Raw genomic sequence first — 26,773 nt, 5'->3', positions numbered from 1 at the left:
GATTACCTCGCGTTATTCAATGTCGTCTGTGTCATCGCATTGAGGAAGAACTGACGATCTTGACTGACCTGAGCAACCAACTGTCGGTCGAGTTCGATGCGAGAATCATCCGCACCCAAACGTTCTTGGAGCTTTTGATCAAGCCCCAGGGCGGCAAGATGAGAAAGGAATCGTCTCATTGCTTTTTGCGCGTCCTTGCCCGCAGGCTTCACCCAGTTCATCGCAGTTCTGCGACCGGCTTTCTCACTGACCATGACCACCTCGGCGGGAAGGACCCATCCGGCTTGGACGTAGGGAATGAGCCCTTCACGAACGGTCTTCAATTCGCGTCGTGAAATCCAGGTCAGCACAATCATCCAGCCGACGAACAGTGGAATCTCGACAAAGAGATAGTTGGTAATAAAACTGGTAGCTTCTGAGGTTCCCGCATAATTCCACAATCCGTGAACGTACATTGCGATGCTTAATCCCAGAAGGCTGACGATGGTACGGGGTAGCCAGGAGCGTAGGCGAATCAGCGCAAAAGCGAGAGCAAGGCCGGTGAATGATGTGGCCATCGGGTGCAGGAATGGGCTGAAAACCCCACGAAGGATGACAGTGACGGTCAGGGCCGCTGATCCTTCTTGACTTGCCTGCAGGAAGTATTGAATGTTCTCGATAAAAGCGAAGCCTGCGCCGGAAAAGCCGGCATAGACAATACCATCGATCAGGGAATGAATGGTGCTTCTACGGGCGAGGATGATGAACAGAACACCGAGTGCTTTGAGTGTTTCTTCGACCGGAGGGGCAACATATACGGCTGTCCACCGCATTGCTTCCATTTCGTCGCCAAGTACCAGCGTGGCGTTGAGGAGCAGTGCAGAGTTCAGCATGGATGCCCCGACAATGGCGACGCCCGCACCCCAGACGAAAGCAACGATTTTTGTCCACAAGGGTTCTGGCTCATGACGATCCAAGTGAATGAAGAACCCCAGAACAACGATCAGAGGGAAGGACGCAAGGAATGCTAAGTAGGCGGTGGTTGATACGTCGCTCAGCGAAATGTATCCGTAAATGCTCAGCGCGATACAGATCGCTGAGACAGCAATGATTGACGTTTCGAAGCGCGGAAGGCGAAAATGTCGAGGCTGGGGTACATCCCACATTGGCGCTGAATAATGCGTCGTCGGAGAAACCATGTTTGCTCTGGGCACGTCGGGGCGAATACGCGAAAGTCGGAACTGTTCTCCAGGACCGGATGATGCACTTTCGTATGTCACTGATTCTCCGTTAATTGCCTGCGTAGACGCGGGGCTTCTCAGATATGGCCGTCGATCTTCTTCAGTGCACCAGCAGTAAATGCGATTCGCTGGCCGACGGTGAATAGAGAGGCGAAGGCGACCCAGATGAGGCCTGCGACGGCCCACCACTGTCCACATCCCCAGTCGGTCAAAGCCGCCCCGACGAGGACAACGATCAACCGATCGGTTCGTTCCGCGATACCAACTTTGGCCAGAACTCCGATGGATTCGGCGCGTGCTCGAGCGTAGGGAACGGCTCCGGTACCGACGATGGCGATGAGTCCTCCAACCAGTCCAACCGTGCGTGCGGTTGAAGGCTCCCATCCGAAGATCAACCACGCGCACACTGATGCGAATACTGCGCCGTCGGAAATACGGTCCAGCGTTGAGTCAAGGAAGGCGCCGAAGCGCGACCCACCTGTCGTCATACGTGCCAGTGTGCCGTCAACTGAGTCTGCGAAAAGAACGAGGCCCAGCGCAATGCCGCCTTGCCAGACGTAGCCGAATGGAATAGTCGCGCACGCGACACCAACGCTGGCAATTGTTCCGATGATCGTCACCGCATTCGCACTGACCCCAAGTTTGGCGAGGAGGCGTGCAAGCGGTGTAAAGATCGTCTTCGTCATTGAACGACCGTGATTTCCAAGCATCAGGATTCCTTCGGCCAGGCGTCAGCGAGCATGTGGCGCGCATCTGATAAAAGCTGGGGAACAGCTTTCGTCTGAGCAATAATCGGCAGGAAGTTAGCATCCCCAAGCCAGCGCGGAACGATGTGTTGATGCAGGTGAGCAGCAATTCCCGCTCCGGCGACATCACCCTGATTCATCCCCAGGTTAAAGCCCTGCGGCCCACTAGTAGCGCGAAGAACTCGCATAGAGGTAGCCGTCAGCTCCCCCACTTCAATGCGCTCTTCATCGGTTAAATCCGTGTAGTCAGCGACGTGACGGTACGGACAGACCAGAAGGTGCCCAGAATTGTAAGGGAACAGGTTCATCAGCACGAACGCACGGCGACCGCGATAGACGATCAAGGCGTCCTCATCGCTCTTCGATGGAGCTGCGCAGAACGGGCAGGTGTGATCCGTTGAGTCTGATGGTTTGCCTTCGCCATTGATATACGCCATGCGGTACGGCGTCCAAAAACGTTTGAAGGCATCCGGAGCGCCCGCTATTTCACGGGAATCTTCAACCAGTGGCTCAACGTCACTCATGGTGTTCAGTCCTGCTCGACAAAAAGGTCCGAGTTGTTGCGCCTACGGACATGGTTCACGATGCGGGCAACAGCATCGTCGATGGCCACGCCGTTGTCCTGCGAGCCGTCACGGAAACGGAAGGACACCGCACCGGCTTCAACATCTTCGCCACCAGCAATCAGGGTGAAGGGAACCTTTTCCTTCGATGCGTTTCGGATCTTCTTACCGAAACGATCGTCGGAGTGGTCAACCTCTACGCGGATGCCTTCGGCCTTGAGCTTGGCGGCGACCTGGTCGACATAGTCAGCAAACGCCTCGGCAACCGGGATAATCTTCACCTGGACTGGAGCAAGCCATGCTGGGAATGCACCCGCGTAGTGCTCGGTCAGAACACCGATGAAGCGTTCGACGGAGCCAAGCTTCGCCGAGTGAATCATGACCGGGCGCTGGCGTGAGCCATCAGCAGCCGTGTATTCGAGGTCGAAACGCTCAGGCTGGTTGAAGTCGTACTGAATGGTCGACATCTGCCACGTACGGCCGATAGCATCCTTGACCTGCACGGAAACCTTCGGACCGTAGAATGCTGCGCCACCCGGATCTGGAACCAGTTGCAGACCGGTTGCCGAGCAGGCGTCTTCAAGAGCCTTCGTGGCGTTCGCCCAGTCTTCATCGGAACCGATGAACTTGTCCTTCTTCTTGCCGTCTTCGTCGCGCGTCGACAGTTCAAGATAGAAGTCATTCAGGCCAAATGCTTCCAAGATGGACAGGAAGAAATTGATCTGCGAGCGAATTTCTTCGCCTGCCTGCTCGGGCGTGCAGTACGTGTGCGAGTCATCCTGAGTGAAGCCACGCATACGGGTCAGGCCGTGGACAACACCGCTCTTCTCGTAGCGGTAATCGTGGCCCATCTCGAAGAATCGTGCGGGAAGTTCACGGTAGGAACGACCGCGTGAGCGGAAGATCAGGTTGTGCATCGGGCAGTTCATGGCCTTGAGGTAGTACTCCTGGCCAGCCTTTGTGATGTTGCCTTCTTCGTCGCGTTCCTCGTCAACCTGCATGGGCGGGAACATCGTGTCCGCGTAGTACGGCAGGTGGCCGGAAGTGTGGAACAGACCGCCCTTAGAGATCTCGGGGGTGTGAACGAAATCGAAGCCAAACTGCTCGTGGCGTTCGATCACATACTTCTCAATCTCGTGACGCAGGATGCCCCCCTTGGGGTGGAAGACGACAAGGCCGGGGCCAATTTCCTCCGGGAAGGAGAACAGATCAAGTTCTGCGCCCAGGCGACGGTGATCGCGACGTTCGGCTTCCTTGATACGCTCCTGGTAGGCGACGAGGTCGTCCTTCGAGGCCCACGCAGTGCCGTAGATACGCTGCAGGTGATCTCCGGACTGGTCGCCCTTCCAATAGGCGGCTGATGCCTTGGTGAGCGCAAAGCCGTTGCCGATCAGGCGGGTGTTCGGCAGGTGCGGTCCGCGACAGAGGTCTTTCCATGCAACGGTGCCGTCTCTGCGAACGTTGTCGTACATGGTGAGCTCGTGGCCACCGACCTCAACTGAAGCACCTTCTGCACCCGAGCCCTTCGTGGTGACAAGTTCCAGCTTGTACGGCTGGTCTGCGAGCTCAACACGCGCCTCGTCCTCAGAAATGACGCGACGGACGAACGACTGGCCTTCCTTCACGATGCGCTTCATCTTCTTTTCGAGTTCACGCATCAGTTCGGGGGTGACCGAATCGATATTGCCGAAGTCGTAATAGAAGCCATCGGTAATGAACGGACCAATACCAAGGTTGACATCCGGGAAGGTGTCCTGAACTGCCTGAGCCAGCACGTGAGTGGCGCTGTGGCGAAGAATGTCCAAGCCAGCGGGCGAATCAATAGTGATTGCCTCGACCGTCATTCCCTCTTTAAATTCAGTGAACAGGTCGCGAGGAGTGCCGTCAATCATGAGGGCAACGACCTCACGACGCTGCTCATACCAAGTAGTACCCGTGGTTCCACTTTCCACGGTCTGCTTCTCTTGGTCGATGACGAGGTCGATGCTGGACACGAATGTCTCCTTGATCAAACGATGAATATACCGCTGACAGTCTACTCGCCCAGTCACCTCATCACCGCACCCGACCCCCTCAGTGAACCAACCAACGGACAAATCTCGACGCACGTGTGTACAACTGACGGAGACGAAAGAGGTGACTAACGGGAAACTCGACGCAACTTTCGTTTCACATTCAGCAACGAACGCACCATGATGTACTGCGGGCGCGACACGGGCAGATCCCAAGCGCCAGCAACATCTGTGTATGAAGTCGCGAAAGCAAGCTTGTAGCGGCCAACGTGGAACAGCGTTGAATTACGCGGAGAATGAATGCCTCGAAGATCGAACCCTTTAAAGCCTTCGCTACCAAGGAGGAGTGCAACCTCAACATCCAAGAACGCAGGACTTCCCAAGCGGCGACCGCGATCCGAAGAAGCGCCGTACTCAGCTTGAGCATTCTTCCCGTTCAGCAACACCAGATCCCAACAGAGGATCTCGTTGTCCTGCGTACGAGCAGTGAATACGCGAGCGTGCTGTGACCCCAGGATGCGCAACAGAGACTGGTAATAGCCGATGGGGTGTGGACGGAATCCATCACGCTCCGCTGTTTGCTTCAGGACCTCGTAGTACGGTGAAAAATCAACTGATGCAGCCTCGGTTTCCTCGTGGATCTGAACGCCGAACTCATCGGCTTTCTTCGTTGAACGACGAAGCGTGCGCCTGCCACCATTGGTCAATGATTCGAGCACTGCATCGCGATCCCCGCGTCCGGTTTCGATGATGACGGTGCGGTCATATGTCACGATCTGCAACGGTTCTTCAAGATCCTTGGCAGCAAACCACGAATGCAGACGGATGAAGACAATTCCGCGATCGCGACTGCGAACAAACTTCAGTAGGTCCTTGCGCAGGCGTTCCTCGCGTTCAGGAGTGGCCTCGCGAATCCAGACGGGACCTGATTTTGCCCACAAGTAGCGCAACGCGCGAAGCTTGTATTCAAACAGCGCGATGACAGCGATGCATTTGTCGTTCTCATACCAAGCAAGGCGACCAAGCTCCCCCGCCCAGAGAGGATGTCCTTGTGCAGCTGAAAACTCTTCCCACTGCTGCGACTGTTCGATAGGAAGTCCACCCACACCGGAAACAGCATGTTGCATGTCGCGTGCGTTAATCGGTCGCAGACTCGTGGAAGTCATGTAAAGCCTTTCGTCTCTGTTCACCCAGCAAGTAGTCATGGGCTCAGAATGAGCGGTCAGTCGGTCGAGGATAGTAGAGAGCAAATTTTCGGAAGTGGTTCAAACGTTGCAAGCGAACAATTATGTTCCGCTTTGCATTGTCCTCGTGCGGATTGATCAGCGGATCAAAGCGACGATGGTTCTTGATCAACGATTTCACGCGCTTCTTCAAAGGTTCATCTCGCAAGTATCGCAACAGCAGTCGGTCTGGAACCATCGAATAGAGAATTTCACGCGAAATGCGCTTGTGTTCCATGCGCTTCCCATCGATCAAATCGCCTACCATGACGAGCATCGGATTGGCTCCACCTGCGGTCATGTACCAATTGTTGCGTCCAATTCGAGGATTCACTTCGAAGAATACGGCGCGGTTATCACGTGGATCGATCTTCACGTCAAAGTTGGCAAAACCGCGATATCCGGCACGTGTCAGCAGGCGTTCAGCTTGTTGCCACAGTTCAGGGAATTCTTCGGTGATCATGGCAACCGGATTACCGATCATGGTCGGTGCATGATCTTCAAGAAGCACTCGCGCCGAACCGATCAACGTCACCTCGCCGTGGCTATCGACGTATGCGGTGATGGAACGCATTGCGGTGTTGTCGCCAGGGATCAGTTCCTGGACAAGAAAAAGATCGCGGAATCCGGCTTCTCCGAGCGTTCTCCACATCTGCGCCAATTCGACCTCATCTTCGAGGAACCAAATCTTGCGTTTGCCTTCAAAGTGCAGACGATCGTAGGCATCTGCTCTGGCAGCCTTGGCAACAATCGGGAAGTCGAAGGGAATCGAAGGTGCAACCCACTGATCGGAATAGTCAGACATGTCGACGCCGATACCTCGAGGCGCATCAATGCCAGCGTCTTCACACGCCTGCGCAAAAGCGACTTTGTCTGTAAGAAGCTCAATCGTTTCCAGGGATGGGAACGGGAGCGCGTAGTATTCGCCGAGCTGGTCGTAGTTGCGAGCAATGAAGGTTGAATGCAGGTCATGGTTTGCCATCAGAATCAATGCTTTATCAGCGTTTTCTTTGGCAATTGCACAAAGTTCGTGAAGAAGAACGTCGTCAGATGCGTCTGCTTCGATGTGATGAACGTCGAAGAAGTTCGAGCCCGTGATGGACACGGTGGGCTCGTTTGATACGCACAGGCATCGACATCCAAAGGCCTCGTTGAAAGAGCGACCGATTCCGTAAACACCAAAATCGCCACCCAAGATCACGGGAAGAATCACTCGTGAGCGAGAAGAGACCATGAATTCAAACCACCTTTGTGCGCGCCCGATCAGCCTACCTGTTTTGCTCTTTCAAGGATATAAGGGAAACCCTCATTACTGGGTGACCTGCCACGAGGTAACAAAAAACGTCTTTCCCGCAGGAAAGACGAAATCATTGAGTGGGCGATACTGGGATCGAACCAGTGACCTCTTCCGTGTGAAGGAAGCGCGCTACCCCTGCGCCAATCGCCCGAGGTGGGTACGGGATTCGAACCCGTGTATACGGCTTTGCAGGCCGCTGCCTCGCCTCTCGGCCAACCCACCACGCTTGACCCATCGGAAAGGTTGAATCCGGGGCTCAACGAGCGGATGACGGGACTCGAACCCGCGACCCTCACCTTGGCAAGGTGATGCTCTACCAACTGAGCCACATCCGCGAACTTGTCCCAACTGATCTGGAACTGGGATTTACCCGTCGTGTCCCAAAAGTATTGAGAGACAATGAGTGGGCGATACTGGGATCGAACCAGTGACCTCTTCCGTGTCAGGGAAGCGCGCTCCCGCTGCGCCAATCGCCCGAGCGGATGACGGGACTCGAACCCGCGACCCTCACCTTGGCAAGGTGATGCTCTACCAACTGAGCCACATCCGCGTATCTCTTCGAACACTTACGCGTTCATTTCGAACAGGGAAAACACTAACAGGGAATCACGCAAAAAGCGAAATCGAACGAACGTTGCGCGCGTCACAGCCACTGTTTTCCGCAGTATTTTGCGAAAAGATTACTCAGAGCCTCGGTGAGCGTACAGGCTTCCTTAGATACACACGATGGACCAGCAACGAGTTCCTCATCGATACGCCCCGCGAAGAGGTGGGCAGTACCTTTTCCGAATGTGCATGTTTTTACTCTATAAGTGACAGAACTACTATCGGATGCGATGCGTTAAGAAAAACAACGTCATTGCTCAGTGTGACGTGAATCGTGGCGGGTCATTTTCGCAGTGGACGGCGTGCCCAGCAAAGGGGTTACTTTCACTCACTTAGCCTAAGTGCGTGGATAATCGCGCTGGCATGGAAGAGTTCGCTGAATCGTTGGCAACTCTGCGTCGCACTATCGATAATCCTCTTCTCGAGTTCGAAGAAGTTCCCCCACCTTCACGCATGGCGCCTTTCACCGCAGCTCTTGTCATGCGAACATTGGCCAACGATGGCAGAGAACCTCTTGCTCAGGGACGTTTTGTCATCCTGCATGATCCCGACGAGCAAGCCGGCTGGAATGGAACATACCGCCTGGTTGCGCAGTTACGTTCGCAAGTTGACCCTGAAATGGGGCATGACCCGTTGCTCACCGAAGCTCTCTGGGCATGGACAGATGATTGCCTGGTTGAAGAAGGCGCAGCGTATCACGACCTGACGGGAACAGTCACCCGGGAGTTTTCAGAATCATTTGGCGGTCTTTCATTGCGAGGCTCCACTCTCAACGTCGAAATCCGAGCCTCGTGGACCCCTTCGACTACCGACTTAGGAGCCCACCTACGAGCTTGGACAGATCTGATGCTTCGTACCAGTGGTGTGGCATCCCAGCGATTCCTTGAGGGAGTCTAAGAGTGCACATTCACCACACCGGCGGTTTACCTGACGGCGATACTGATTCTCCAGAGCTGATCGTTACCCCGCGCGAAGGCGTACCTAGTGTCATCGATACACCTGATGCGCTTGATCAAGCGAGGCGCAACCTAGAGCAAGGACTCACTCCCATCGCTGTGGATGTTGAGCGCGCCCAAGGCTTCCGTTATGGCAACGACCCCTACTTGGTTCAGATTCGACGCGAAGACGTTGGTACCTTCCTGATCGATACAGCCGCATTGCCTGACTTGTCGTCACTTCAAGCGGGCGTGAACGACGTATGGCTTTTGCACGACGCGTTGCAGGATCTGCCGAATTTGCGACAGGTGGGACTCAATCCCCCGTCGTTGTTTGATACTGAGGTCGGCGCGCGTCTTCTGGGGTTAAAGAAATTCGGTCTTGCTGCCGTATGCGAGCAGGTGCTCGGTTTGGGCCTCGTGAAAGACCACCAGGCATCTAACTGGTCGGTTCGTCCACTATCGAAGGACTGGCTTCGCTACGCGGCCCTCGATGTCGAATTGTTGACGGAACTTTACCGTCGTTTGTCCATCCAACTGAACGACGCGGGTCGCTGGGAGTGGATGGAAGAAGAATGCGACTACCTAGCTCACCTGGATCCGCCTGCGCCCAAGAGGGACCGCTGGCGAAATCTGCCCGGCGCGGGAAAGATACGAGGCCGGCGCAACCTAGGAGTCCTCAAGGCTTTGTGGGAGGCGCGCGAAGAAATCGCTCAGGAACTTGATAAGGCACCCGGTCGTTTGGTGCGCAATGCTGCTCTGGTGCAGGCTGCGCTGAATCCTCCGCGGAATAAGCGCATGTTGCTGTCGATTTCTGAGTTCCGCTCCCCTGTTGCCAGGCAATACGCTGACCGTTGGTTACGCGCGATCCGACTGGCCGAAACGGCAAATGAGGACGAATTGCCACCGCTACGTCTTCCTCATCGTCCAGGTTCAGTTCCCGAAGCGCGAAACTGGGGTCGTATCGATCCTGACGCTGCAGCGCGATTGGTGGCTGTTCGCGGGGCAATGACCGAGCTTTCTGAAGAAATCGGTATTGCTCCCGAGGTCATTCTTGAACCTCGTATTCAGCGTTACTTGGCGTGGGCGCCTCTTGATCCGAAGCGTCCCAGCGGCGACGAGATTGAACAGAGGATGTTTGACAAGGGCGCTAGGGATTGGCAGATGGACCTTTGTCTTGACCCGATCGCGGATGTCTTGGAGTGACTCTTGAGGATTCAAGCTTCTCTTTAGAGGGTACGTGAAATACGTTCCGCAATCTGGTGAGCCGTCAAACCGCACCGTTCCAGCAGAGACTCGCGCTCGGCGTGCCGCAGGAATACCTTCGCAACACCCAGCGTGATGACGGTAGCATCCACGGACTCGTTGGCAAGAAGATCGCGCACCCCCCAACCAAAACCGCCGTCAACGATGCCATCTTCCAGAGTCACCACGCGTTGTGCCTGCTTGGCAAAACTGGCAAGTTCAGGGTTGATCGGTAGAAGCCACACAGGATCCACAACACGAACACGCTTACCCTGTTCAGTCAGAATGCGTGCTGTTTCAAGACCCTCGGGACCAAAAGCGCCCGCTACTACGAGGAGCACATCAACATCGTCAGTGTCGGGTTCAAAGAGAACATCCACACCGTTCACTGAGCGAATTGCGTTCATCGGCGCTGGTAGAGAGCCCTTACGGTAGCGGAGAACGGTCGGCCGATCCTTCACTCCCACCGCGCGACGCAAGCTGGCGCGAAGAGTTGCCTCATCACGCGGGGCAGCGAGCTCAAGTGAGGGGATGATCGAGCACATCGCGATATCCCAGACACCATTGTGTGAGGCGCCATCCGCACCGGTGATACCTGCACGGTCAAGAACAACCGTCACGCCAGCCTTGTGCAATGCCACGTCCATTAACAGCTGGTCAAAAGCACGATTAAGGAAGGTTGCGTACAGCGCAACAACCGGATGAGCGCCCGCATAGGCCATGCCAGCAGCGCTAGCAATCGCTTCCTGTTCAGCAATACCCACATCGACAACGCGGTCCGGGAATTCCTCGTGGAATGGTTTCAAACCGACGGGAGCCATCATCGCTGCGGTGACACCGACAACAGTGTCGTCTTCGCGCGCAATTTTGACGATCTCGTCGGCAAATACGCTGGTCCAGCCGAAACGTGCCGGAGCAACGGGGAGTCCTGTTTCGGGGTGAATCGGTCCAACGGCGTGGAAGCGATCAGCGATGTCTTCTTCGGCGGGAGTATAACCGCGTCCCTTTTGGGTGATGACGTGGACAAGAACTGGATGCTTCGAAGTCCGCGCACGCTGTAGTGTGGTTTCAAGCTCGGTCTCATTGTGTCCGTTGACGGGACCTAAGTATTTGAAGCCCAGGTCTTCGAACATTGCCTGAGGAGCAATAACGTCTTTGATGCCGGTCTTCAGACCGTGTAGCGCGTCGTATGCCGCTTTACCAGGATCCCCCAGAGCAAGCAGATGACGCTTACCCCAAGCAAGAGCACGTTCGTAGCCTTCCGAGGTGCGAAGCGCGTCGAGATGATGGGCAACACCGCCGATTGTTGGCGCGTAGGAACGTCCATTGTCGTTGACGACTACGACAACACGACGATCAGTTGATTCGGCGATGGTGTTCAACGCTTCCCAAGCCATACCACCGGTCAGGGCACCGTCACCGATGATGGCGACCGTTGATGATGCGTCGCCCCGGCGTTTCTTCTCGCGGGAAATACCATCGGCCCATGCCAGTGAGCTTGAAGCGTGCGACGACTCAATAACATCGTGATCTGATTCTGAGCGGGAGGGATAGCCAGACAGTCCACCTTCTTGGCGCAGGCCGGAAAAGTCCTGGCGACCCGTCAGAAGCTTGTGGACGTACGCCTGGTGGCCGGTGTCAAAAAGAATCGTGTCTTTGGGTGAACGAAATACTCGGTGCAGGGCAATCGTCAGTTCAACAACGCCCAAATTGGGACCCAGGTGCCCACCGGTTTTCGACACGTTGGTGATCAGGAAGCTACGAATTTCCTTGGAAAGCTGAACAAGTTGAGCCTCTGAAAGGGTACGTAAATCCGACGGGGAATGGATGCTGGTGAGCAGTGGCATATCCGCGTCTGATGAAGTCATAGCCCTCATACTAGTTGCCACACATGTTCCTAGCGACCTTCGCCCTCGAAAAGCACATCGTGAGCGGGCTAACATAGAGCTAACATGCTTCCTTTAGTCAACCGAAATGCCTGTGTGCAAGGAGGAACAATGAGCGTTACCGTCGCCCCCTACGGTGAATGGACATCCCCAATTTCCGGCGATTCTTTTACTGCTCGGTCAGTCACTCTCTCGCAGGTTCGCGTTGACGGTTCTGCTACCTATTGGGTTGAAGGACATCCGAAAGAAAACGGACGAGGTACCCTGTTGCGTCGTACCGGTGCTGGCGTTACTTCAGAGGTCCTCCCCCTGATCGATGGTGCTCGCCTTCCCGATATTCGCACTCGCGTTCACGAATACGGTGGTCGTGCCTACGCGGTGCTCGATGGTTTCATCGTGTTCTCCGACGGCTTTGATAACCGCGTCTACCGTTTCGACACCAACGACCCACACCGTACGATTTCTCCGCTTACCACGCTGTCGAAGTCGCGCTACGGCGACTTCGAGATTGATGATGTTCGTGGCCTCGTCTATGCGGTCAGGGAAGATCACTCGGGCGACGGCGAACCGACAAACACGCTGGTCGCAATCCCGATCGACGGTAGTGCTGCACGCAACGACGCTGCGATCATCACGATCTTTGAAGGCACTGACTTTGTTGCTGCACCTGCAGTTTCTCCTGATGGCACGAAGCTTGCATGGCTGTCGTGGAACCACCCGCATATGCCGTGGACACAGAGCGCACTGCACGTGGGCGCACTCAATTTCGAAGGTCGTATTGAGGTTTCGAAGACGATCGTCGACAAGGAAGACGTGTGTGTCTACGAGCCTCGGTGGACTCTTGACGGTGACCTCATCCACGTCGATGACACGACCGGTTGGGCCAACCTGTACCGCACGGAAGGCTTTACGTGGAAGGATGACGAGCCCTCAGACGCGTGGACAACGCGCCTTCGCACTCGTGCCATGCACCCGGGAACTCAGGCGTTCTCGCACCCGCACTGGCAGCTCGGTCTGCACTCCTACGATAACTACGATAACGACCTGCTGATCTGCTCGTGGGCTGAGGACCTGACGTGGCACATCGGTACCGTGCGCGTCGACAACGGAATGGCTGAAGAATGGGCAACCGGCTGGTGGCCGATCGGTAACGTGGCATCCAACGATGGTCGCGTAGTCTTCCTTGCTGACTCCCCCACGCACACGCCGGCAATTATTCAGATCAAGGGTGGCGCCACGACGATTATTCGCCCGTCATCCGAAGCTGAAATCAGCCCGGAGCTGGTTTCTTCAGGGCAGATTATCTCCTGGCCGACCTCAGATGGCGAGACCGCGTACGGCTTCTACTACGCACCAAAGAACCCTGACTTTTCAGGCCCGAAGAATGCTCTTCCCCCGCTGATCGTCAATGTTCACGGTGGCCCGACTTCTTCGACCCGACCCGGCTTGTCGATTCCATTGCAGTACTGGACCAGCCGTGGTTTCGCTGTGCTCGACGTTAACTACCGTGGTTCAACCGGATTCGGTCGCGCATACCGCGAGCGTCTCAACGGTCACTGGGGCGTTATGGATGTGAATGACTGCGTTGATGGCGTGCGCTATCTGGTTGACCGAGGTTTCGTTGATCCGAAGCGCGTTGCTATCCGTGGCGGATCCGCCGGTGGCTTCACCACCTTGAACGCACTGGCAAACACCGATGTGTTCACCGCGGGAACGTCACTCTATGGCATCGCTGACCTGCGCCTTCTGTCTGCAGAAACCCACAAGTTCGAGTCTCGTTACAACGATCGCTTGATCGGTACTGAAGATCCGAACAGCGAACTGTGGGCCAAGCGCTCGCCGATTACTCACATTCACCAGATCAATGCTCCTCTTCTGCTGTTGCAAGGCGAAGATGACAAGGTGGTTCCGCCGTCACAGGCACGCCTCATGTTTGATGCACTGAAGGATCGTGGAAACGCTGTTGCGATGAAGATCTACCCGAATGAAGCTCACGGCTTCCGTCGCGCAGAGACGATTCGTGATGCGTGGAGCTCCGAGCTCGCGTTCTACGGGCGTGTCTGGGACATGGACGTCGACGTTGAATCCGATATCGATATCGCCAACCTCTGATGCGGGCTTCTGTTTCTTTCTTGGCACAACTGGGTGAAAAAGCCGGTCAGCACCGTTCTTTCGTCGGTCTATTAGCGGCGCTCGTCGGCATTATCGTCGGCGGCGCAGCGGTTCTTTTTAACCTGATGATTCAGGGGTGGACGTGGGTCACCACCGGTTACAGTGACTACTCAACGCATGCTGGCGACCCCCACGGAGTCTTCGGTTGGTCCCCCTGGGTGTTCTTGCTTCTGGCTCCCGTTGTCTCAGCGTTGATCTACGGGCCCCTGGTTCAGCGGTTCGCTCCCAGTGCACGAGGCCACGGTATTCCCGAAGTGATGCTGGCCGTTCGACGCAAGGGAGGCAAGATTCCCGGGCGCGTCGCAGTGGTGAAGCTGATTGCTTCTTCTTTGACGATTGGCGCCGGTGGTTCAGCGGGACGAGAAGGTCCGATTGTCCAGGTCGGAGCGTCGCTCGGTTCCTCGTTGGCGTCCTCTCTTCGTTTGCCTCCGCAACGCGTAGTTCTTTTAGCGTCCTGTGGCGCAGCGGGTGGCATCGCCGCAACTTTCCATGCTCCGCTTGCTGGCGCAGTCTTTGCTCTCGAAGTGATTCTGACGCAGTTCAGTGCCGAAACCTTCGGATATGTCGTTATTTCTTCAGTGATGGCATCCGTTGTTGCACGCACGTTGCAGGGTGACGAAACGATCGTGAATCTTGGTCATGATCTCTCCTTCTCGCATCTGACAGACATGTGGTGGGTTGCTCTCCTCGGTGTGATCGCCGGTCTTGCGGGTCTAGGTTTCTCGAAGCTCCTTTATTGGCTTGAAGATGTGATCGACGCTTTCTGGAAACGTCTGAGCCTTCCCGAATGGTCACGTCCGGCTGTTCTCGGCATCCTTTTGGGCGCGGGTATTGTGGCCTTCCCTCAGATGTTCGGCTCGGGATACCCGATCGAAGAAGACGCTCTAGCAGGCAAATACACGATTGGCTTCCTGCTGATTTTGATGGTGGGACGCGCCCTGTACACGTCCTACACGATCGGTATCGGTGGATCCGGTGGCGTTTTTGCCCCGACGCTTTTTATCGGCGCAATGGCCGGAGCCTCATTCGGGCAAATCCTTTCCCCCATTACTGACACTCCCGCCGGCGTCTTCGGTGTGATTGGTATGGGCGCGGCATTCGCTGGAGCGGCACGCGCTCCGATGACCGCCGTTTTGATCATCGTCGAAATGACGGGGCAGTATTCGCTGATTATGCCGATGATGCTTGCCGTCGTTCTGGCCACCGGCGTCTCGAGGTTCCTAACACGCGCCACCATCTACACCGAAAAACTTCGTCGTCGAGGCGACGTTCTGGATGACCCTGTGGATGCAACACTGCTCGGCGCTCACCCGGTTTCGCACTGGATGGAGGACGCTCCCGGTACTTTGGCACCCTCGACCACGCTCGATCAGGCGATTAAGAAGATGCGTGTCCTTGGTGCCCAGACTCTTCCCGTTGTCGACGATGCTGGAACCTACGTTGGGCTAGCAAGCGCCATTGATCTTGCTCTGGCGCGCCAAAGCGAAACAGATATGGCCTCGTCGCTGGATTCTTTGAAACTGCCCAACGTGCACGTCACGCCCACCGCACTACCGTCGAAGGTGCTCGAAGTACTGCAGACATCAGGTCTGCCGGGGATTCCCGTCGTCAATGATTCGTTGCATGTGGTGGGCTGGGTGTCCCAGCAGTCCCTGATTGAACGCCTCTATCGCGATCAGCGTCGCGCCATCGCAGCTCGCGCACAGTCGTCGTGGGGTTCGAGGTTCCAAGAGAAGCATTCACGCCGACACACGAGTTAACGAAGCGTAAGCGTAGAGTCTGGTATCACTCAGCGAAAACCCGACGTATACGGACGGATGAGTCGGTCTGTACGCCGGGTTTTGTCCCGCACAAGCGGTGGCGACCATCTATCTAGGACGTTTGTTGCCAAACGCCTCAAGCAACCTACCCGCAGGCGTCGGGCGGGCCACCCATACCTGCTGCTCGGTCTTGCTCTGGGTGGGGTTTACCAAGCCGGCTCGGTCACCCAAACCGCTGGTGAGCTCTTACCTCACCTTTTCACCCTTACCGCTTGCGCGGCGGTTTATTTTCTGTGGCACTATCCCTCGGGTCACCCCGGGTGGCTGTTAGCCATCACCCTGCCCTGTAGAGCCCGGACGTTCCTCGAGAACCGTGTGGTCCGCGCGGTCGCCCAACCGACTCATCCGCGCCCATAGTCTAACGCACCCGCTAGGCTTCACATATGTTCATCTGGTTACCCCCGTCCGAATCCAAAACAACACCAGCACACGGGCCTCGTTTTGACGTGACACAGCTTGCTCGCCCTGAGCTTGCATCCTGGCGCGAAAACTTGATCCACACTGTTCAGGCGCTCAGCGTTCGCGACGACGCTGCTCAGTTGTTCGGTCTTGGCCCGGCTTCAGCTGCGGATTTACAGGCGAATATCGACTTGTATTCTGCACCATGCGATGCGGCTGAAAACCTGTTTACAGGCGTTCTCTATGACGCGGTCTCATTCCCAACACTGCCGGAGCAGCATCATGCGGTCGCGCTTGAAACAACGCGTGTCTTCTCTGGGCTTTTTGGTGTGGTGAACCTCGACGATGTCCTGCCCAACCACCGTCTTGCGATGGGCACGAAACTGCCGGACATCGGCCCTTTGCCGACCTATTGGAAGAAGCCCCTTGATACATCGCTCAAAGCAGAAGCTGAAGGAGCTCCGATCGTTGATGCTCGTTCTGGCCCGTATCGTAGTGCCTGCCTCGCTCCTTGGGCGCATCGCATCGAGATCGGCGTGGTTCGTCAAGCGAAGGGGAAGCGTTCGGTGATTTCCCACGATGCGAAGCGGTGGCGAGGCCGTGCGTGCGCTCACCTCTACGCGTCAATTTCGGCTGATGCGGATTTCGACGCGATCGTCGAGGCTCTGTGTTCAGCCACTACCTTGGATCCGATCATGGATGCTCAGGGTGGTGCTCATGCGGTTATCGACGTGGAAGTACCTGAGGCGAAACCGACAAAGCAGGGCGGGTCACTCACTCACCTGGTGTTGGTCACCGACTGATCGGACTCGGGAGCAGATGCTGGCCGTCGTAGAGTGGCGCTGTCATACGATACGAGGCGACACACCCCGCCGCCGGGGCACGATCCCGAGCGATCGGCTTCAGGCTTGAGTCGTCCTCACAACGATCGCGCCGGTATCTTCGGTCCAGTAGAGCTGGTCTTCAGGGGTGAGGCGAATCTGTTCAAGTTCGGCCGGGGATAGCTCCGCTGCCATTCCAATGCCAACACCATTACGCACTTCGAAGATCGCGAGGGCACCGAGGTTTGCGCGAACACGTTCATACTCGCCCACGAGGTCTTCTGGAAGCGATTCAGCGAGCGCGCGACGCTTGGCGATCACATCGCGAAGCTCGTCGTCGCTTTCTTTCACGTCGGCAGCAAATTCCTGCTTGGTCTTTTCAATGTCGGCAGCGATCGCTTTCGCTTCGTCAATCATTGCTTGACGAGCATTCTTAGCCGCCTCAAGACGTTCTTCACCGTCGAGCTGTTCATTTTCCAAAGTGGACAAGCGCTTATCCATTTGAGCGATTTCATGTTCCATCGCGTTGATGTCGCGAAGAGGAACCTGATTGCCGTCGATTCGACTCTGTTGCTTAGCTCGTCTGGCGCTCACACGTTCGATCTCGTCCGCGCTACGTTGGACGTCTCGTTCAATATCTGCGATTGCTGCACCTTGGGTGACGGCTGCGCGCTTCAGGTCGTCGAGGCGTCCTGCGAGCTCGCGGACAACACCGTGCGCCGGATGGGAGTCACGGGCGTGTCGAAGCGCAGATTCGCGCTGGTCGAAGGATTTGAGTTCGAGCAGGCTGAGCTGGTTCAGGTATGTTGCTTTCACTTACGTCCTCCTAATGTTGGGCGATGGCTGGTCCACGGCTCCGTGATAATCGTAGAGACTTTTACTCTCACTTCCACATTTGCAGTTGATGCAGCCTGCACTAGCTTGCGTTTAAGGAGCGGGAGCCACGGCCATTCGGTGGCGTAGTGACTACCGCAAATCAGAGCAGGCGCCCCACCTTCAAGGTGTTCGGATGCCGGGTGATGACGCAGGTCAGCGGTTAAAAAGACGTCCGCTCCGCCTTCACGTGCTACCTCGAGGAAAGAGTCTCCCGCTCCCCCGGATACTGCGACGCGTTCGATGATTGTGCCGGGGTCTCCGGATCCGAAGATGCCGTGAGGTCCTGCGGGCAGGCACTCGGCAACCAGGTCAAGAAAGTCGCCTAAACGAGTGGGCGCAATCGAACCGATACGTCCGTGTCCAATGGGTCGCCCGGCCTGGTCGATTCCAGTGGGAACCAGCGGTGATGAAGAGGTGATTCCCACCAACTGTGCGAGTGCATCGCCGACGCCATCTGCGCTGATGTCAGCGTTTGTGTGCGCATTGAACAGGGCGATATCGTTTTTAATAAGGCGAGTGATGGACGCGCCCTTAGGGTCAGATGCCGGCAGGAAACTCGTTCCGCGAAGGTACAGCGGGTGGTGAGTGATAACGAGGCCGGCGTCCTCGTCGATCGCTTCATCAACGACGGCCGAAACGGGGTCGACGGCAAGCAGGATTGAGGTGACGTGAGCGGATGGGTCGCCTGCGATCAATCCGACTCGGTCCCATGACTCGGCACGGGAGGCGGGATACCACGCTTCCATCAGCGCCATGACATCTGAAATGGTCCATTGGTTACTCACGCTTTAAAGGATAGCCAATCGAAAGATGCTGGCGAGCGTGGATAAACGTGAGGAAACGCTGAAGAAATACGTGTTTTCAATGGTTTTTCGTTATCTGTCGAAGCCTCGTACCCCGCTTGGCGTGATCCTGCGGAAAAATGCATTACTTTCGAGAACGCGTGCGTAAAGGGCCATTTCGATTAAGAAACGAAAGGTCTGGCGTTCTATCATTCCTAGGTGCACGTCATCGACCTTATTGATGCGGGAACGTCGGACTACTTGGAAGTAGACCGACTGCAGCGTCAACTCCACGACCAAGCAGCCGCTGGTAACGGCGATTCGATCATTGTCACCCAATTCGCCCCCACCTGGACCGCTGGCCGCCACACGAAACCCGAAGATATTCCGGATTCCACTGTTCGGGTGATCCATGTGGACCGCGCCGGTTCCGCGACGTGGCACGGACCGGGACAGGTTGTTGTCTACCCAATTGTCAGGCTCAAGGAGCCCGTCGACCTGTACGCGTGGATCCGTAGCGTTGAAGCGGGTGTTATTGAAACAGTGCGCGAAGAATGGGGGCTGCCCGTTCACCGCATCGACGGACGCGCAGGAGTGTGGCTGACCGAAGAGGGACGTCGCGACCGCAAAATTTGCGCCATCGGACTGAAAGTTGCACGAGGCGCCACGTTGCACGGAGTCGCCCTGAACGTCGATATTGACCCGATAGAAGCGTTCGCGGGAATCATCCCGTGCGGGCTCTTCGACGCTGATGTTGCCTGCCTGTCGTGGGAAGGCGTGAACGTCCCATTGCGCACCGCTGCTGACGCACTTGTCTCGCACCTTATTTCTTCAATCCGCCCTCAGCTGGCTGACCCCAGCCAAGAGATCACCTATTCGAAGGGAAACGCCTGTGAGTACCTTGCCTGATCCCGAAGGACGCAAACTGCTTCGAGTGGAAGTTCGCAACTCGCAAACTCCTATCGAAAACAAGCCCGAGTGGATTCGCACGACGGCAAACACCGGCGCGAACTATCACGATATGCGTTCCATGTCGCACGCCAAGGGACTGCACACTGTCTGCGCTGAAGCAGGTTGCCCGAATATTTACGAGTGCTGGCAAGACCGTGAGGCGACTTTCCTTTTAGGTGGAGCACTCTGCACACGTCGGTGCGACTTCTGCGATATCGCGACCGGTAAGCCCACCGAATATGACCGGGACGAGCCTCGTCGAATCGCCGAGTCTGTTGGCGAACTCGAACTGCGCTACGCGACGATCACCGGCGTCACCCGCGACGATCTGCCCGACGGCGCGGCGTGGTTATACGCCGAAACCTGCCATTTGATCCACGAGAAGAGCCCATCAACCGGCGTTGAACTGCTGGTTGACGACTTCCGCGGTCAGGACGAGTCGATCGACATGGTCATTGAAGCCGGCCCGCAGGTGTTCGCGCACAACTTGGAGACGGTGCCTCGTATCTTTAAAAAGATCCGCCCCGCGTTCCGCTATGACCGTTCGCTTGCGATGATTCAGCGTGCACACAACGGTGGCATGGTAACGAAGTCGAACTTGATCCTCGGTATGGGTGAGACGCGTGAAGAAATCAGCGAAGCGATGCGCGACCTGCACGATTCGGGCTGTGATTTGCTGACCATCACGCAATATTTGCGTCCTTCTCCCCTGCATCACCCGATTGATCGCTGGATTCACCCCGAAGAATTCCTTGAGATCGCAGCAGAAGCTGAAGAATTAGGCTTCGCTGGCGTCATGGCTGGCCCGCTTGTGCGCTCGTCGTACCGCGCGGGATTGCTGTGGGCGAAAGGCATGCGCGCTCGCGGGTTTGAGATTCCTGAGCACTTGAAGCACCTGGATAATTCCGGTTCCACTCTGCAGGAAGCGGGTACAGTTCTGGCGAATATGCGTGAGCGTCGCGCACGTCGTCAGGCGCGTGAAGCCGCAACACTGCCCGGGGTTCCCGTTGCCTGAGGCCCCAGTGACTCCGGATTATTCACCGGCCCGAGTTTTGATGCGTGCTGGGCGTCAGCACCCGAACCGCATGTCGATCATTTGGCCGGACAACAGCGTGTGGACCGTCGCCGAAAGCGCCGACGCGGTGCGCCGTGTGGCAGCATATTTGCGCTCGCTCGACATTGGCGAGGGTGACCGTGTCGTGTTTGCTGGCCGTAACAACGCTTGGGTTTTTGTTCTGCACGTTGCGTGCTCGTGGCTTCACGCTGTGACCGTTCCACTTTCGGAACGCCTACCGTTTACCGTCACGCAGTCGATTGTGGATTCGCTCGATCCAGCTCTCGTTTTGATCGACGAGGTCGCGCCCGCGTTGCAGCGTTCGGTCAGTGTGGGCGCGGAGTTTATGACGGTCGACGCTTTTGCTTCGAGCGCGCTGGGCTCCACGCCGATCGAAGGTGAGCCTCTGGCCTGCGCACACGAAACGGGTGCGATTGTCTTTACTTCGGGGTCGACAGGACGTACCCGAGGAGTTGAACTCTCTCACGCCCACATGTGGTGGGGCTCGATGTGTTTCCGCGATGGCTTCGAATATCTACCGGCACGCGATGTCGTGGGTGTGTGCGCGCCAATTTCGCATATCGGCGGCTTCAATGGCACGTCGATGGATGTCTTCAGCCACGGTGGAACGATCATCGTTTTCCCGACGTTTAACCCGACTGGCATCCTGCGTGCGATCGAAAAGCACCGCATCTCGATGATGTTTGCTGTCCCAGTCATGTGCCACATGTTGCTCGATACGAATGAGTCCGTCGGCGCAGATATTTCATCATGGGAGCGCCCGCTGATCGGCGGAGATGCGATGGGGCCGGCTTTGGCTGAGCGTCTGCGCAGCGCCGGCTTGCGACCGATCCACGTGTGGGGAATGACGGAAACTTCCGGGGCGGGAATGATGACCTCCCCCGATGCCGACGCCCCGGCGGGAGCATTGGGCCAACCTTTCCCCTACGTGGATGCGCGTCTGATGAACGCTGACGGTCACCTCGCCGGCGTGGGCGAGTTGGGCGAAATCGAGGTACGAGGCCCAGGCGTTTCAACCTCCTTCGTGACCAACGGGGAACGAGGCCTCGCACGCATGCATGACGATTGGCTGCGCACCGGCGACCTCGCCACACGCGATGAAAAAGGCTGGTATCACATCGTTGGTCGTGCCTCGCGAATGATTAACACGGGTGGCGAGCTTGTGGCTCCCGGGCGCATCGAAGAACTGCTACGCGGACTACCCCCTATCGCAAACGCCTGCGTTGTAGGTGTCAAGGATGATCGGTGGGGTCAGGTTGTTGCCGCGGCAATCGTTCGCGGACCGATCCCAAAAGAGCTGCGTGATGACGCCGACTTCGACGCATTGGAGATCGCTGACCTGATTAGTGATCAGTGTGCGCCGTGGGAACGAGTTCGCCGAGCGATCTGGGTTGATGCTCTCCCCCAACTGCCGAACGGAAAACCGGATATTCAGGCGACGCAACGTCTTTTTGACTAAACGATTGCTTTGCTCCGCGCCCTTGCTGGGGAATCGTTGATCAGGTGATCGCGGCCTCGTACATGAGCGAAAAGGACGTGGGCACTCTCACGCCCTCAAAGACGGATTGGGACTGTCACACCCACCGACTCAATTAGTAAGGTAAGCCTTACGTAATTAATGAGGAGGATCTGGTGCACCGCATCGTCATCATCGGCTCAGGTTTTGCTGGACTTGAAGTTGCGAAGAAGCTGAAGCACGCGAACGCTGAAATCACGATTCTAGCCAAGACCGGTCACCACCTATTCCAGCCCCTGCTCTATCAGGTCGCAACTGGCATCCTCTCCGAAGGCGACATTGCGCCAACGACGCGTGAGATCCTCAAGAAGCAGAAGAATGTTCGCGTTCTGCAGGCGCTCGTTGAAGACATCGACATTGAAAACAAAGTCGTTATTTGGCGTAACCACAACGAAAAACAGACGACTCCCTACGACACACTGATCCTTGCTGCCGGCGCTGGCCAGTCGTACTTCGGCAACGATCACTTCGCCGTGTTTGCTCCCGGCATGAAGACGATCGATGACGCGCTCGAACTCCGTGCCCGCATCTTCGACTCGTTCGAGAAGGCTGAAATCGAATCCGACCCACATGAGATCGACCGTCTGCTCACGTTCGTTGTCGTTGGCGCAGGTCCAACCGGTGTTGAGATGGCTGGTCAGATCCGCGAAATGGCATCACACACGCTGGCAAAGGAGTTCCGCGCAATCGATCCGACAAAGGCTCGCGTCATCCTCGTTGACGGTGCCGATCGTCCTCTCCCCGTGTTCGGCGAAAAGCTCGGTGACGTGACGCGCCACGAGCTTGAAAAGCTCGGTGTCGAGGTGAAGACCCACGCATTTGTCACTGACCTTGACCGCGACACCGTCACTCTGAAGTTCAAGGACGGCTCAACCGAAACGATTCGTTCAAACTGCAAGGTGTGGGCTGCCGGCGTCCAGGCATCCGAGCTTGGCGCTGTTCTTCGTGACAAGGCCGATGCGGAGCTTGACCGCGCAGGTCGCGTCATTGTTGAAAAGAACCTCACTGTTCCCGGCCACCCGGAAATTTTTGTCCTCGGTGACATGATGAGTTTCCCGGGCGTGCCCGGCGTTGCTCAGGGAGCTATCCAGTCTGCTCGCTATGCAGCAAAGATTGTGGCTGCACGTCTTGCTGGCAAGCCGGAAACCACCGAGCCTTTCACGTACTTCGACAAGGGCTCAATGGCGACAATCGCCCGCTTCAAGGCGGTCGTGAAGATCGGCAAGATGCGCCTGACCGGCTTTATCGCCTGGGCGGCTTGGTGTTTCCTCCACCTGCTGTACATCGTCGGCTTCAAGTCGCAGATCGGCACCTTGGTCCACTGGTTCTTCTCATTCTTGTCGAATGCGCGTTCGCAACGCACGACGACAAACCAGCAGCTGGTTGGTCGCCTCGCCCTGGAACGTTTGGGCACCGGTTCGTCCGGCAAGCTGGTCGCCGGCGAGGATCCCGTTCAGGAGATCATTGATGATGAAATGACCTTGTCGCACACCGAAGAATCGGCACATTGACACCGTCTAACTCAGCTGTGACCTCCGCGCACTAAACGAGAACCTCGTCCCAGTCGAAAGACGCATCGGCGCATTGGTGCATTGGTGAGCACCGTATCGTGGACGCCGATGCCTTTCATCACCTGGTAGCCGTCGAGTCGAACTCAGTATCGTTCAACCACCCAATAGATAGAGGTGGTAGCACCTATGCAGATGTCGGCGGATTGGCGACGCACCCACACGTAGATGAGGAACCGGTTCAGGTAGTAGCCCGCCGCCCGCAATGCCGTCCTGGTCCAGGCGCGTAGCTGGGCCTGATGGTGGTGACGATCTCGCCAGTGATGATGATGTGCCTGCCGTGGCCATCACCTCCACCGCCACACGCACAGACATTGCGAAGTGGATTTACCATTGGGCTGACTTTGAAACCTAGGTGATGCCGCACTACTAGACACCTCTGTCTAAAGACCTCTTCAAATAACTATCCCCGGAATGAACTGGATCCATTGGATCACTCGGGGGTAGTAAGTCAGTGGTATACATACGACACCGAATACGCCACATATCTTTTTAACTCTTGACTCTGGACGAATCAACCCTTTTCTTGATAGCGTCACTACTGTATTCTCATCTTCACTACAGGAGGATTCGTGAAAAATTGGTTACGTGCCACAACTGCTTTCGCAGGCGCGGCAGCACTGACACTGGGAGGTGCCGTTGCCGCTGTAGCAGCAAACAGTGTTGACGACGCCAGCCATGTCAAGAGCTTTGACGTTACTTGGAGTAACAACGTAAAACGGTACGACCCGAAGCTTGAAGGCACCACAGTTTACATGCCTCTGTACTGTGAGGTCTACGAATTCAAAAACGGTCAAGCAACCGGCGACCCGCTTGGCTACGAGTGGCCAATGCTCAAACTAACCGTTGGTAAAGATGAGCAGATTCCACTCAACGTGGACCCTAAGAATCCCCGAAACCCCAAGTACGAGGGTGTTGATAAGATCGGCGTTGACGACTGCTACCAATATCGTAACGGCAAGTACGGACCCAGCCAATTCACTTTTTCAACTGGATATAGTAATGGCGTGAAACAAGTCTATATGGACCAGCAGGCCAATACCGATTTCACGTTTAAGTTGGTTGAAGGCGAGTGGGATGGGGAAACCTATCTAGGTGAGATTCCCGACGGCAAGGCACCCACAATCACAATTGGGGTATCGCAGCATAAGGCCGGAGACGCAGTTACAGAAGATGGCCAAAAGGTTTACAAGCCCCTTATCACCAAGCGTGGCGACCCTGCTGCAAACAAGTATGTTTTCGCCGACGGGGAGTCTCATAGGCCCTCTGCCGAAATCATGCCAAGTCGTGAAGATACTCCTATTACTCGCGCTTCAATTGGCAATAGCCTGAACATGTTCTCTGGATATACGGGTCGTTACCAGTGGTACCAGTTGACCGCGTCAATTGATGATCCAGAAGAGGCTAAGCTCTTCCGCATTGAAAGCGTTGAAGGTAATGACCTTGACGGCTGGACTGTAAAGGTAAGCTCTGTTGTACGCAAGATTACCCCCGAAGCTCCGACCGTTGTAGATTCCAACAAGTGCGGAGTTGCTGGCACGGTCCAGGTTCCTGAATCCAAGTACTTTGACTACGAGCAGGTTCAGCAAGGCACCACTGTCTCGGTAGCGGCTCTACTGAAACAGGATTTTAAGGACAAGTTCGTGGTTGAGGGTGACACGCAGTGGGAGCTCAGCGTCGCTTCTCAGCCGTGCACAGTAGATCCAGCTGAAGAGTTGGCAACTCCTGTTGCTCCGAAGCTGATCAATCCGTCCGCTGCTGATCCTTCTTCTTGCACCGTCGAACCTTACGTGACGATCCAGAAGACCGAGGGCGTCGCCTACACCGTCACCGCAAACGGCGTTCAGCTGAAAGCTAACAAGGATGGCAACTACAACTACCCGTACAACTCGAAGGTAGAAGTTAAGGCCTCCGCTCTGGATGGTTACTTCTTCGCTGACGATGCTGTAGCCGAGTGGACCTGGGACAGCCACGATACTGCGATGGACCCAGCATGTAAGCCGGCTGAGCCAAAGAAGAAGATCGCTAAAACTGGTGCTGAGGTTGCTTCCCTCGTCGGCCTTTCCGCCGTACTGCTTCTTGCAGGTGGTGTGCTCACCGCACGCAAGTTCATGTAACCAACGAGCAACACGCAACCTGCCTACAGGCGAGTAGTTGCACAGAATCCCCGGAAGGGGAGCTGAGTGATCTCAGCTCCCCTTCCGGGGTTTGCTTTACCCATCTAGCCTAGGCTTATTCGCGCCTACTCATCATCGAGCTCAAGCTCCGGAGTTTCTGCACGAGCTTGCTCAAACACTTCTGCCGCAGCCGAGAGGTTGATGAAGCCGATAACAAGACCAACCGCGATGTCTGGCCAGGGGCTGAACCAGAACACCATGACAACGCCAGCGGCAAGGATCAAAAGGTTTGCGAGCACATCATTGCGGGCGGCCAGCCAGGCACCTCGCACTAATGCTGTATCGTGCTTACGCAGTTGCAGTAGTAGTAGCGCGCTGGCGAGGTTGATTAGCATTGCGATGATGGCGGTTACCGACAAGGTGAGTGGCTCCGGCGCCTCCCCGGAGATCATTTTCCATATCGCGGTGCCAAAAGCCGCAACTGCGGGAATGAGGATGAGGCCGGCCAGGCCGTAACTGGCTTTCCTCCTGCTTGCTACCGACCAGCCCAGGGCGGTGAGCACAAGCATGTTAATGAGGAAGTCTTCAAGGAAGTCGGCGGCATCTGCAAAGAGTGCGACTGAGCCAATGATTGAGGCGATCACCAGTTCAATGATGAAGCCGATGAGGTTTAGGATGGCAACCCAAGCAACGATTCGCCGGGCACGAGTGTCAAGATTCTTAGCGGTATACACGAGCATAGATTGTAGCTAATATCTTCAGATGCTTCGCGAGCCATCCTTTCCACCGTGATAGTTGTATTGGTGCGCGTTGGTTCCCTCTGACGGGGCACTAATCGAACGAAGTTAATGTGACCGGATAACGATAACAAAACACCTCCCGGGGATTAGCCGGAAGGTGAAATGTTGTGCATGAACTAGCTACCTAAATATTGAGGAAGCCA

General features: G+C 56.2%; 20 protein-coding genes, 5 tRNA genes and 1 other RNA gene. 10 read left to right on the top strand and 16 right to left on the bottom strand.

The window, feature by feature from the left end:
- Nucleotides 1-2 precede the first annotated feature (2 nt).
- The 11 genes from QP442_RS06570 to QP442_RS06520 all read right to left on the bottom strand — a co-directional run bounded on the left by QP442_RS06570 (nucleotide 3) and on the right by QP442_RS06520 (nucleotide 7,611).
- Nucleotides 3-1,259 (bottom strand): PrsW family intramembrane metalloprotease, encoded by a 1,257-nt coding sequence (locus QP442_RS06570; RefSeq protein WP_006681123.1) that lies wholly within the window; start codon nucleotides 1,257-1,259, stop codon nucleotides 3-5.
- Between the two features lie 38 nt (nucleotides 1,260-1,297).
- On the bottom strand, nucleotides 1,298-1,930 hold the full coding sequence (gene pgsA, locus QP442_RS06565) for a phosphatidylinositol phosphate synthase (RefSeq protein WP_006681124.1): 633 nt from the start codon (nucleotides 1,928-1,930) through the stop codon (nucleotides 1,298-1,300).
- Nucleotides 1,930-2,490: an HIT family protein gene (locus QP442_RS06560; protein WP_006681125.1), complete on the bottom strand. Its 561-nt coding sequence runs from the start codon at nucleotides 2,488-2,490 to the stop codon at nucleotides 1,930-1,932. Before QP442_RS06560 ends, pgsA begins: the two co-directional genes overlap by 1 nt.
- Before the next feature lie 5 nt (nucleotides 2,491-2,495).
- The gene (thrS, locus tag QP442_RS06555; RefSeq protein ID WP_006681126.1) at nucleotides 2,496-4,523 is read right to left on the bottom strand and encodes a threonine--tRNA ligase; all 2,028 of its coding nucleotides are present in this window, start codon (nucleotides 4,521-4,523) and stop codon (nucleotides 2,496-2,498) included.
- 146 nt (nucleotides 4,524-4,669) lie between these two features.
- The gene (locus QP442_RS06550) at nucleotides 4,670-5,707 is read right to left on the bottom strand and encodes a lipid II:glycine glycyltransferase FemX (protein WP_006681127.1); all 1,038 of its coding nucleotides are present in this window, start codon (nucleotides 5,705-5,707) and stop codon (nucleotides 4,670-4,672) included.
- Nucleotides 5,708-5,750: 43 nt separating this feature from the next.
- Entirely contained in the window at nucleotides 5,751-6,998 is a 1,248-nt protein-coding gene (locus tag QP442_RS06545) for a carboxylate--amine ligase (protein WP_006681128.1), read from the bottom strand.
- A gap of 141 nt (nucleotides 6,999-7,139) precedes the next feature.
- A tRNA-Val gene (locus QP442_RS06540) sits at nucleotides 7,140-7,211 on the bottom strand.
- Nucleotide 7,212: 1 nt separating this feature from the next.
- Nucleotides 7,213-7,283, bottom strand: a tRNA-Cys gene (locus QP442_RS06535).
- 40 nt (nucleotides 7,284-7,323) lie between these two features.
- Nucleotides 7,324-7,396, bottom strand: a tRNA-Gly gene (locus tag QP442_RS06530).
- A 69-nt stretch (nucleotides 7,397-7,465) separates the two neighbouring features.
- Nucleotides 7,466-7,537: transfer RNA gene (locus QP442_RS06525), tRNA-Val, on the bottom strand.
- A gap of 1 nt (nucleotide 7,538) precedes the next feature.
- Nucleotides 7,539-7,611, bottom strand: a tRNA-Gly gene (locus QP442_RS06520).
- A gap of 419 nt (nucleotides 7,612-8,030) precedes the next feature.
- Here QP442_RS06520 and QP442_RS06515 point away from each other — a divergent pair.
- Together QP442_RS06515 and QP442_RS06510 are read left to right on the top strand one after the other, a co-directional pair.
- Complete coding sequence (locus tag QP442_RS06515; RefSeq protein ID WP_006681129.1) at nucleotides 8,031-8,564, top strand: DUF3000 family protein; 534 nt, start codon at nucleotides 8,031-8,033, stop codon at nucleotides 8,562-8,564.
- A 2-nt stretch (nucleotides 8,565-8,566) separates the two neighbouring features.
- Nucleotides 8,567-9,808, top strand: a complete 1,242-nt coding sequence (locus tag QP442_RS06510; protein WP_006681130.1) for an HRDC domain-containing protein — start codon at nucleotides 8,567-8,569, stop codon at nucleotides 9,806-9,808.
- A gap of 23 nt (nucleotides 9,809-9,831) precedes the next feature.
- Here the strand turns inward: QP442_RS06510 and dxs are convergent, their stop codons facing one another.
- Nucleotides 9,832-11,715 (bottom strand): 1-deoxy-D-xylulose-5-phosphate synthase, encoded by a 1,884-nt coding sequence (gene dxs, locus QP442_RS06505; RefSeq protein WP_040318553.1) that lies wholly within the window; start codon nucleotides 11,713-11,715, stop codon nucleotides 9,832-9,834.
- 129 nt (nucleotides 11,716-11,844) lie between these two features.
- Here dxs and QP442_RS06500 point away from each other — a divergent pair, with 129 nt between their 5' ends.
- Entirely contained in the window at nucleotides 11,845-13,845 is a 2,001-nt protein-coding gene (locus QP442_RS06500) for an alpha/beta hydrolase family protein (protein WP_006681132.1), read from the top strand.
- On the top strand, nucleotides 13,845-15,665 hold the full coding sequence (locus QP442_RS06495; protein ID WP_006681133.1) for a chloride channel protein: 1,821 nt from the start codon (nucleotides 13,845-13,847) through the stop codon (nucleotides 15,663-15,665). The genes QP442_RS06500 and QP442_RS06495 overlap by 1 nt, the downstream gene beginning before the upstream one ends.
- A 54-nt stretch (nucleotides 15,666-15,719) precedes the next feature.
- Here QP442_RS06495 and rnpB read toward each other — a convergent pair.
- Nucleotides 15,720-16,069: RNase P RNA component class A (gene rnpB / locus QP442_RS06490), an RNA gene on the bottom strand.
- 39 nt (nucleotides 16,070-16,108) lie between these two features.
- Between rnpB and QP442_RS06485 the strand changes: the two genes are divergently transcribed.
- On the top strand, nucleotides 16,109-16,927 hold the full coding sequence (locus QP442_RS06485; RefSeq protein ID WP_006681134.1) for a YaaA family protein: 819 nt from the start codon (nucleotides 16,109-16,111) through the stop codon (nucleotides 16,925-16,927).
- Between the two features lie 99 nt (nucleotides 16,928-17,026).
- Here the strand turns inward: QP442_RS06485 and QP442_RS06480 are convergent, their stop codons facing one another.
- Together QP442_RS06480 and QP442_RS06475 are read right to left on the bottom strand one after the other, a co-directional pair.
- The gene (locus QP442_RS06480) at nucleotides 17,027-17,761 is read right to left on the bottom strand and encodes a zinc ribbon domain-containing protein (RefSeq protein ID WP_006681135.1); all 735 of its coding nucleotides are present in this window, start codon (nucleotides 17,759-17,761) and stop codon (nucleotides 17,027-17,029) included.
- On the bottom strand, nucleotides 17,758-18,606 hold the full coding sequence (locus QP442_RS06475; protein WP_219810924.1) for a Nif3-like dinuclear metal center hexameric protein: 849 nt from the start codon (nucleotides 18,604-18,606) through the stop codon (nucleotides 17,758-17,760). Before QP442_RS06475 ends, QP442_RS06480 begins: the two co-directional genes overlap by 4 nt.
- A 216-nt stretch (nucleotides 18,607-18,822) precedes the next feature.
- On the opposite strand from QP442_RS06475, the gene lipB reads away from it, so the two are divergent.
- The 5 genes from lipB to QP442_RS06450 all read left to right on the top strand — a co-directional run bounded on the left by lipB (nucleotide 18,823) and on the right by QP442_RS06450 (nucleotide 25,830).
- The gene (gene lipB / locus QP442_RS06470) at nucleotides 18,823-19,512 is read left to right on the top strand and encodes a lipoyl(octanoyl) transferase LipB (protein ID WP_103632568.1); all 690 of its coding nucleotides are present in this window, start codon (nucleotides 18,823-18,825) and stop codon (nucleotides 19,510-19,512) included.
- Entirely contained in the window at nucleotides 19,496-20,569 is a 1,074-nt protein-coding gene (gene lipA, locus QP442_RS06465) for a lipoyl synthase (protein ID WP_006681138.1), read from the top strand. Before lipB ends, lipA begins: the two co-directional genes overlap by 17 nt.
- A 40-nt stretch (nucleotides 20,570-20,609) precedes the next feature.
- Nucleotides 20,610-22,088, top strand: coding sequence for a class I adenylate-forming enzyme family protein (locus QP442_RS06460; protein ID WP_006681139.1), 1,479 nt, complete (start codon nucleotides 20,610-20,612; stop codon nucleotides 22,086-22,088).
- 173 nt (nucleotides 22,089-22,261) lie between these two features.
- The gene (locus QP442_RS06455; RefSeq protein WP_006681140.1) at nucleotides 22,262-23,656 is read left to right on the top strand and encodes an NAD(P)/FAD-dependent oxidoreductase; all 1,395 of its coding nucleotides are present in this window, start codon (nucleotides 22,262-22,264) and stop codon (nucleotides 23,654-23,656) included.
- Between the two features lie 629 nt (nucleotides 23,657-24,285).
- On the top strand, nucleotides 24,286-25,830 hold the full coding sequence (locus QP442_RS06450; RefSeq protein WP_006681141.1) for a hypothetical protein: 1,545 nt from the start codon (nucleotides 24,286-24,288) through the stop codon (nucleotides 25,828-25,830).
- A 125-nt stretch (nucleotides 25,831-25,955) separates the two neighbouring features.
- Here the strand turns inward: QP442_RS06450 and QP442_RS06445 are convergent, their stop codons facing one another.
- A complete protein-coding gene (locus QP442_RS06445) occupies nucleotides 25,956-26,570 on the bottom strand; it encodes a cation transporter (protein ID WP_006681142.1) in 615 nt (204 codons plus the stop codon).
- Nucleotides 26,571-26,773 lie beyond the last annotated feature (203 nt).

Source organism: Pauljensenia sp. UMB1177 (genome assembly GCF_030217965.1).
In the GTDB taxonomy this organism is placed as follows: domain Bacteria; phylum Actinomycetota; class Actinomycetes; order Actinomycetales; family Actinomycetaceae; genus Pauljensenia; species Pauljensenia turicensis_A.
Note: the sequence above shows the minus strand (reverse complement) of the source record. Positions and strands in the feature narration are given on the sequence as shown.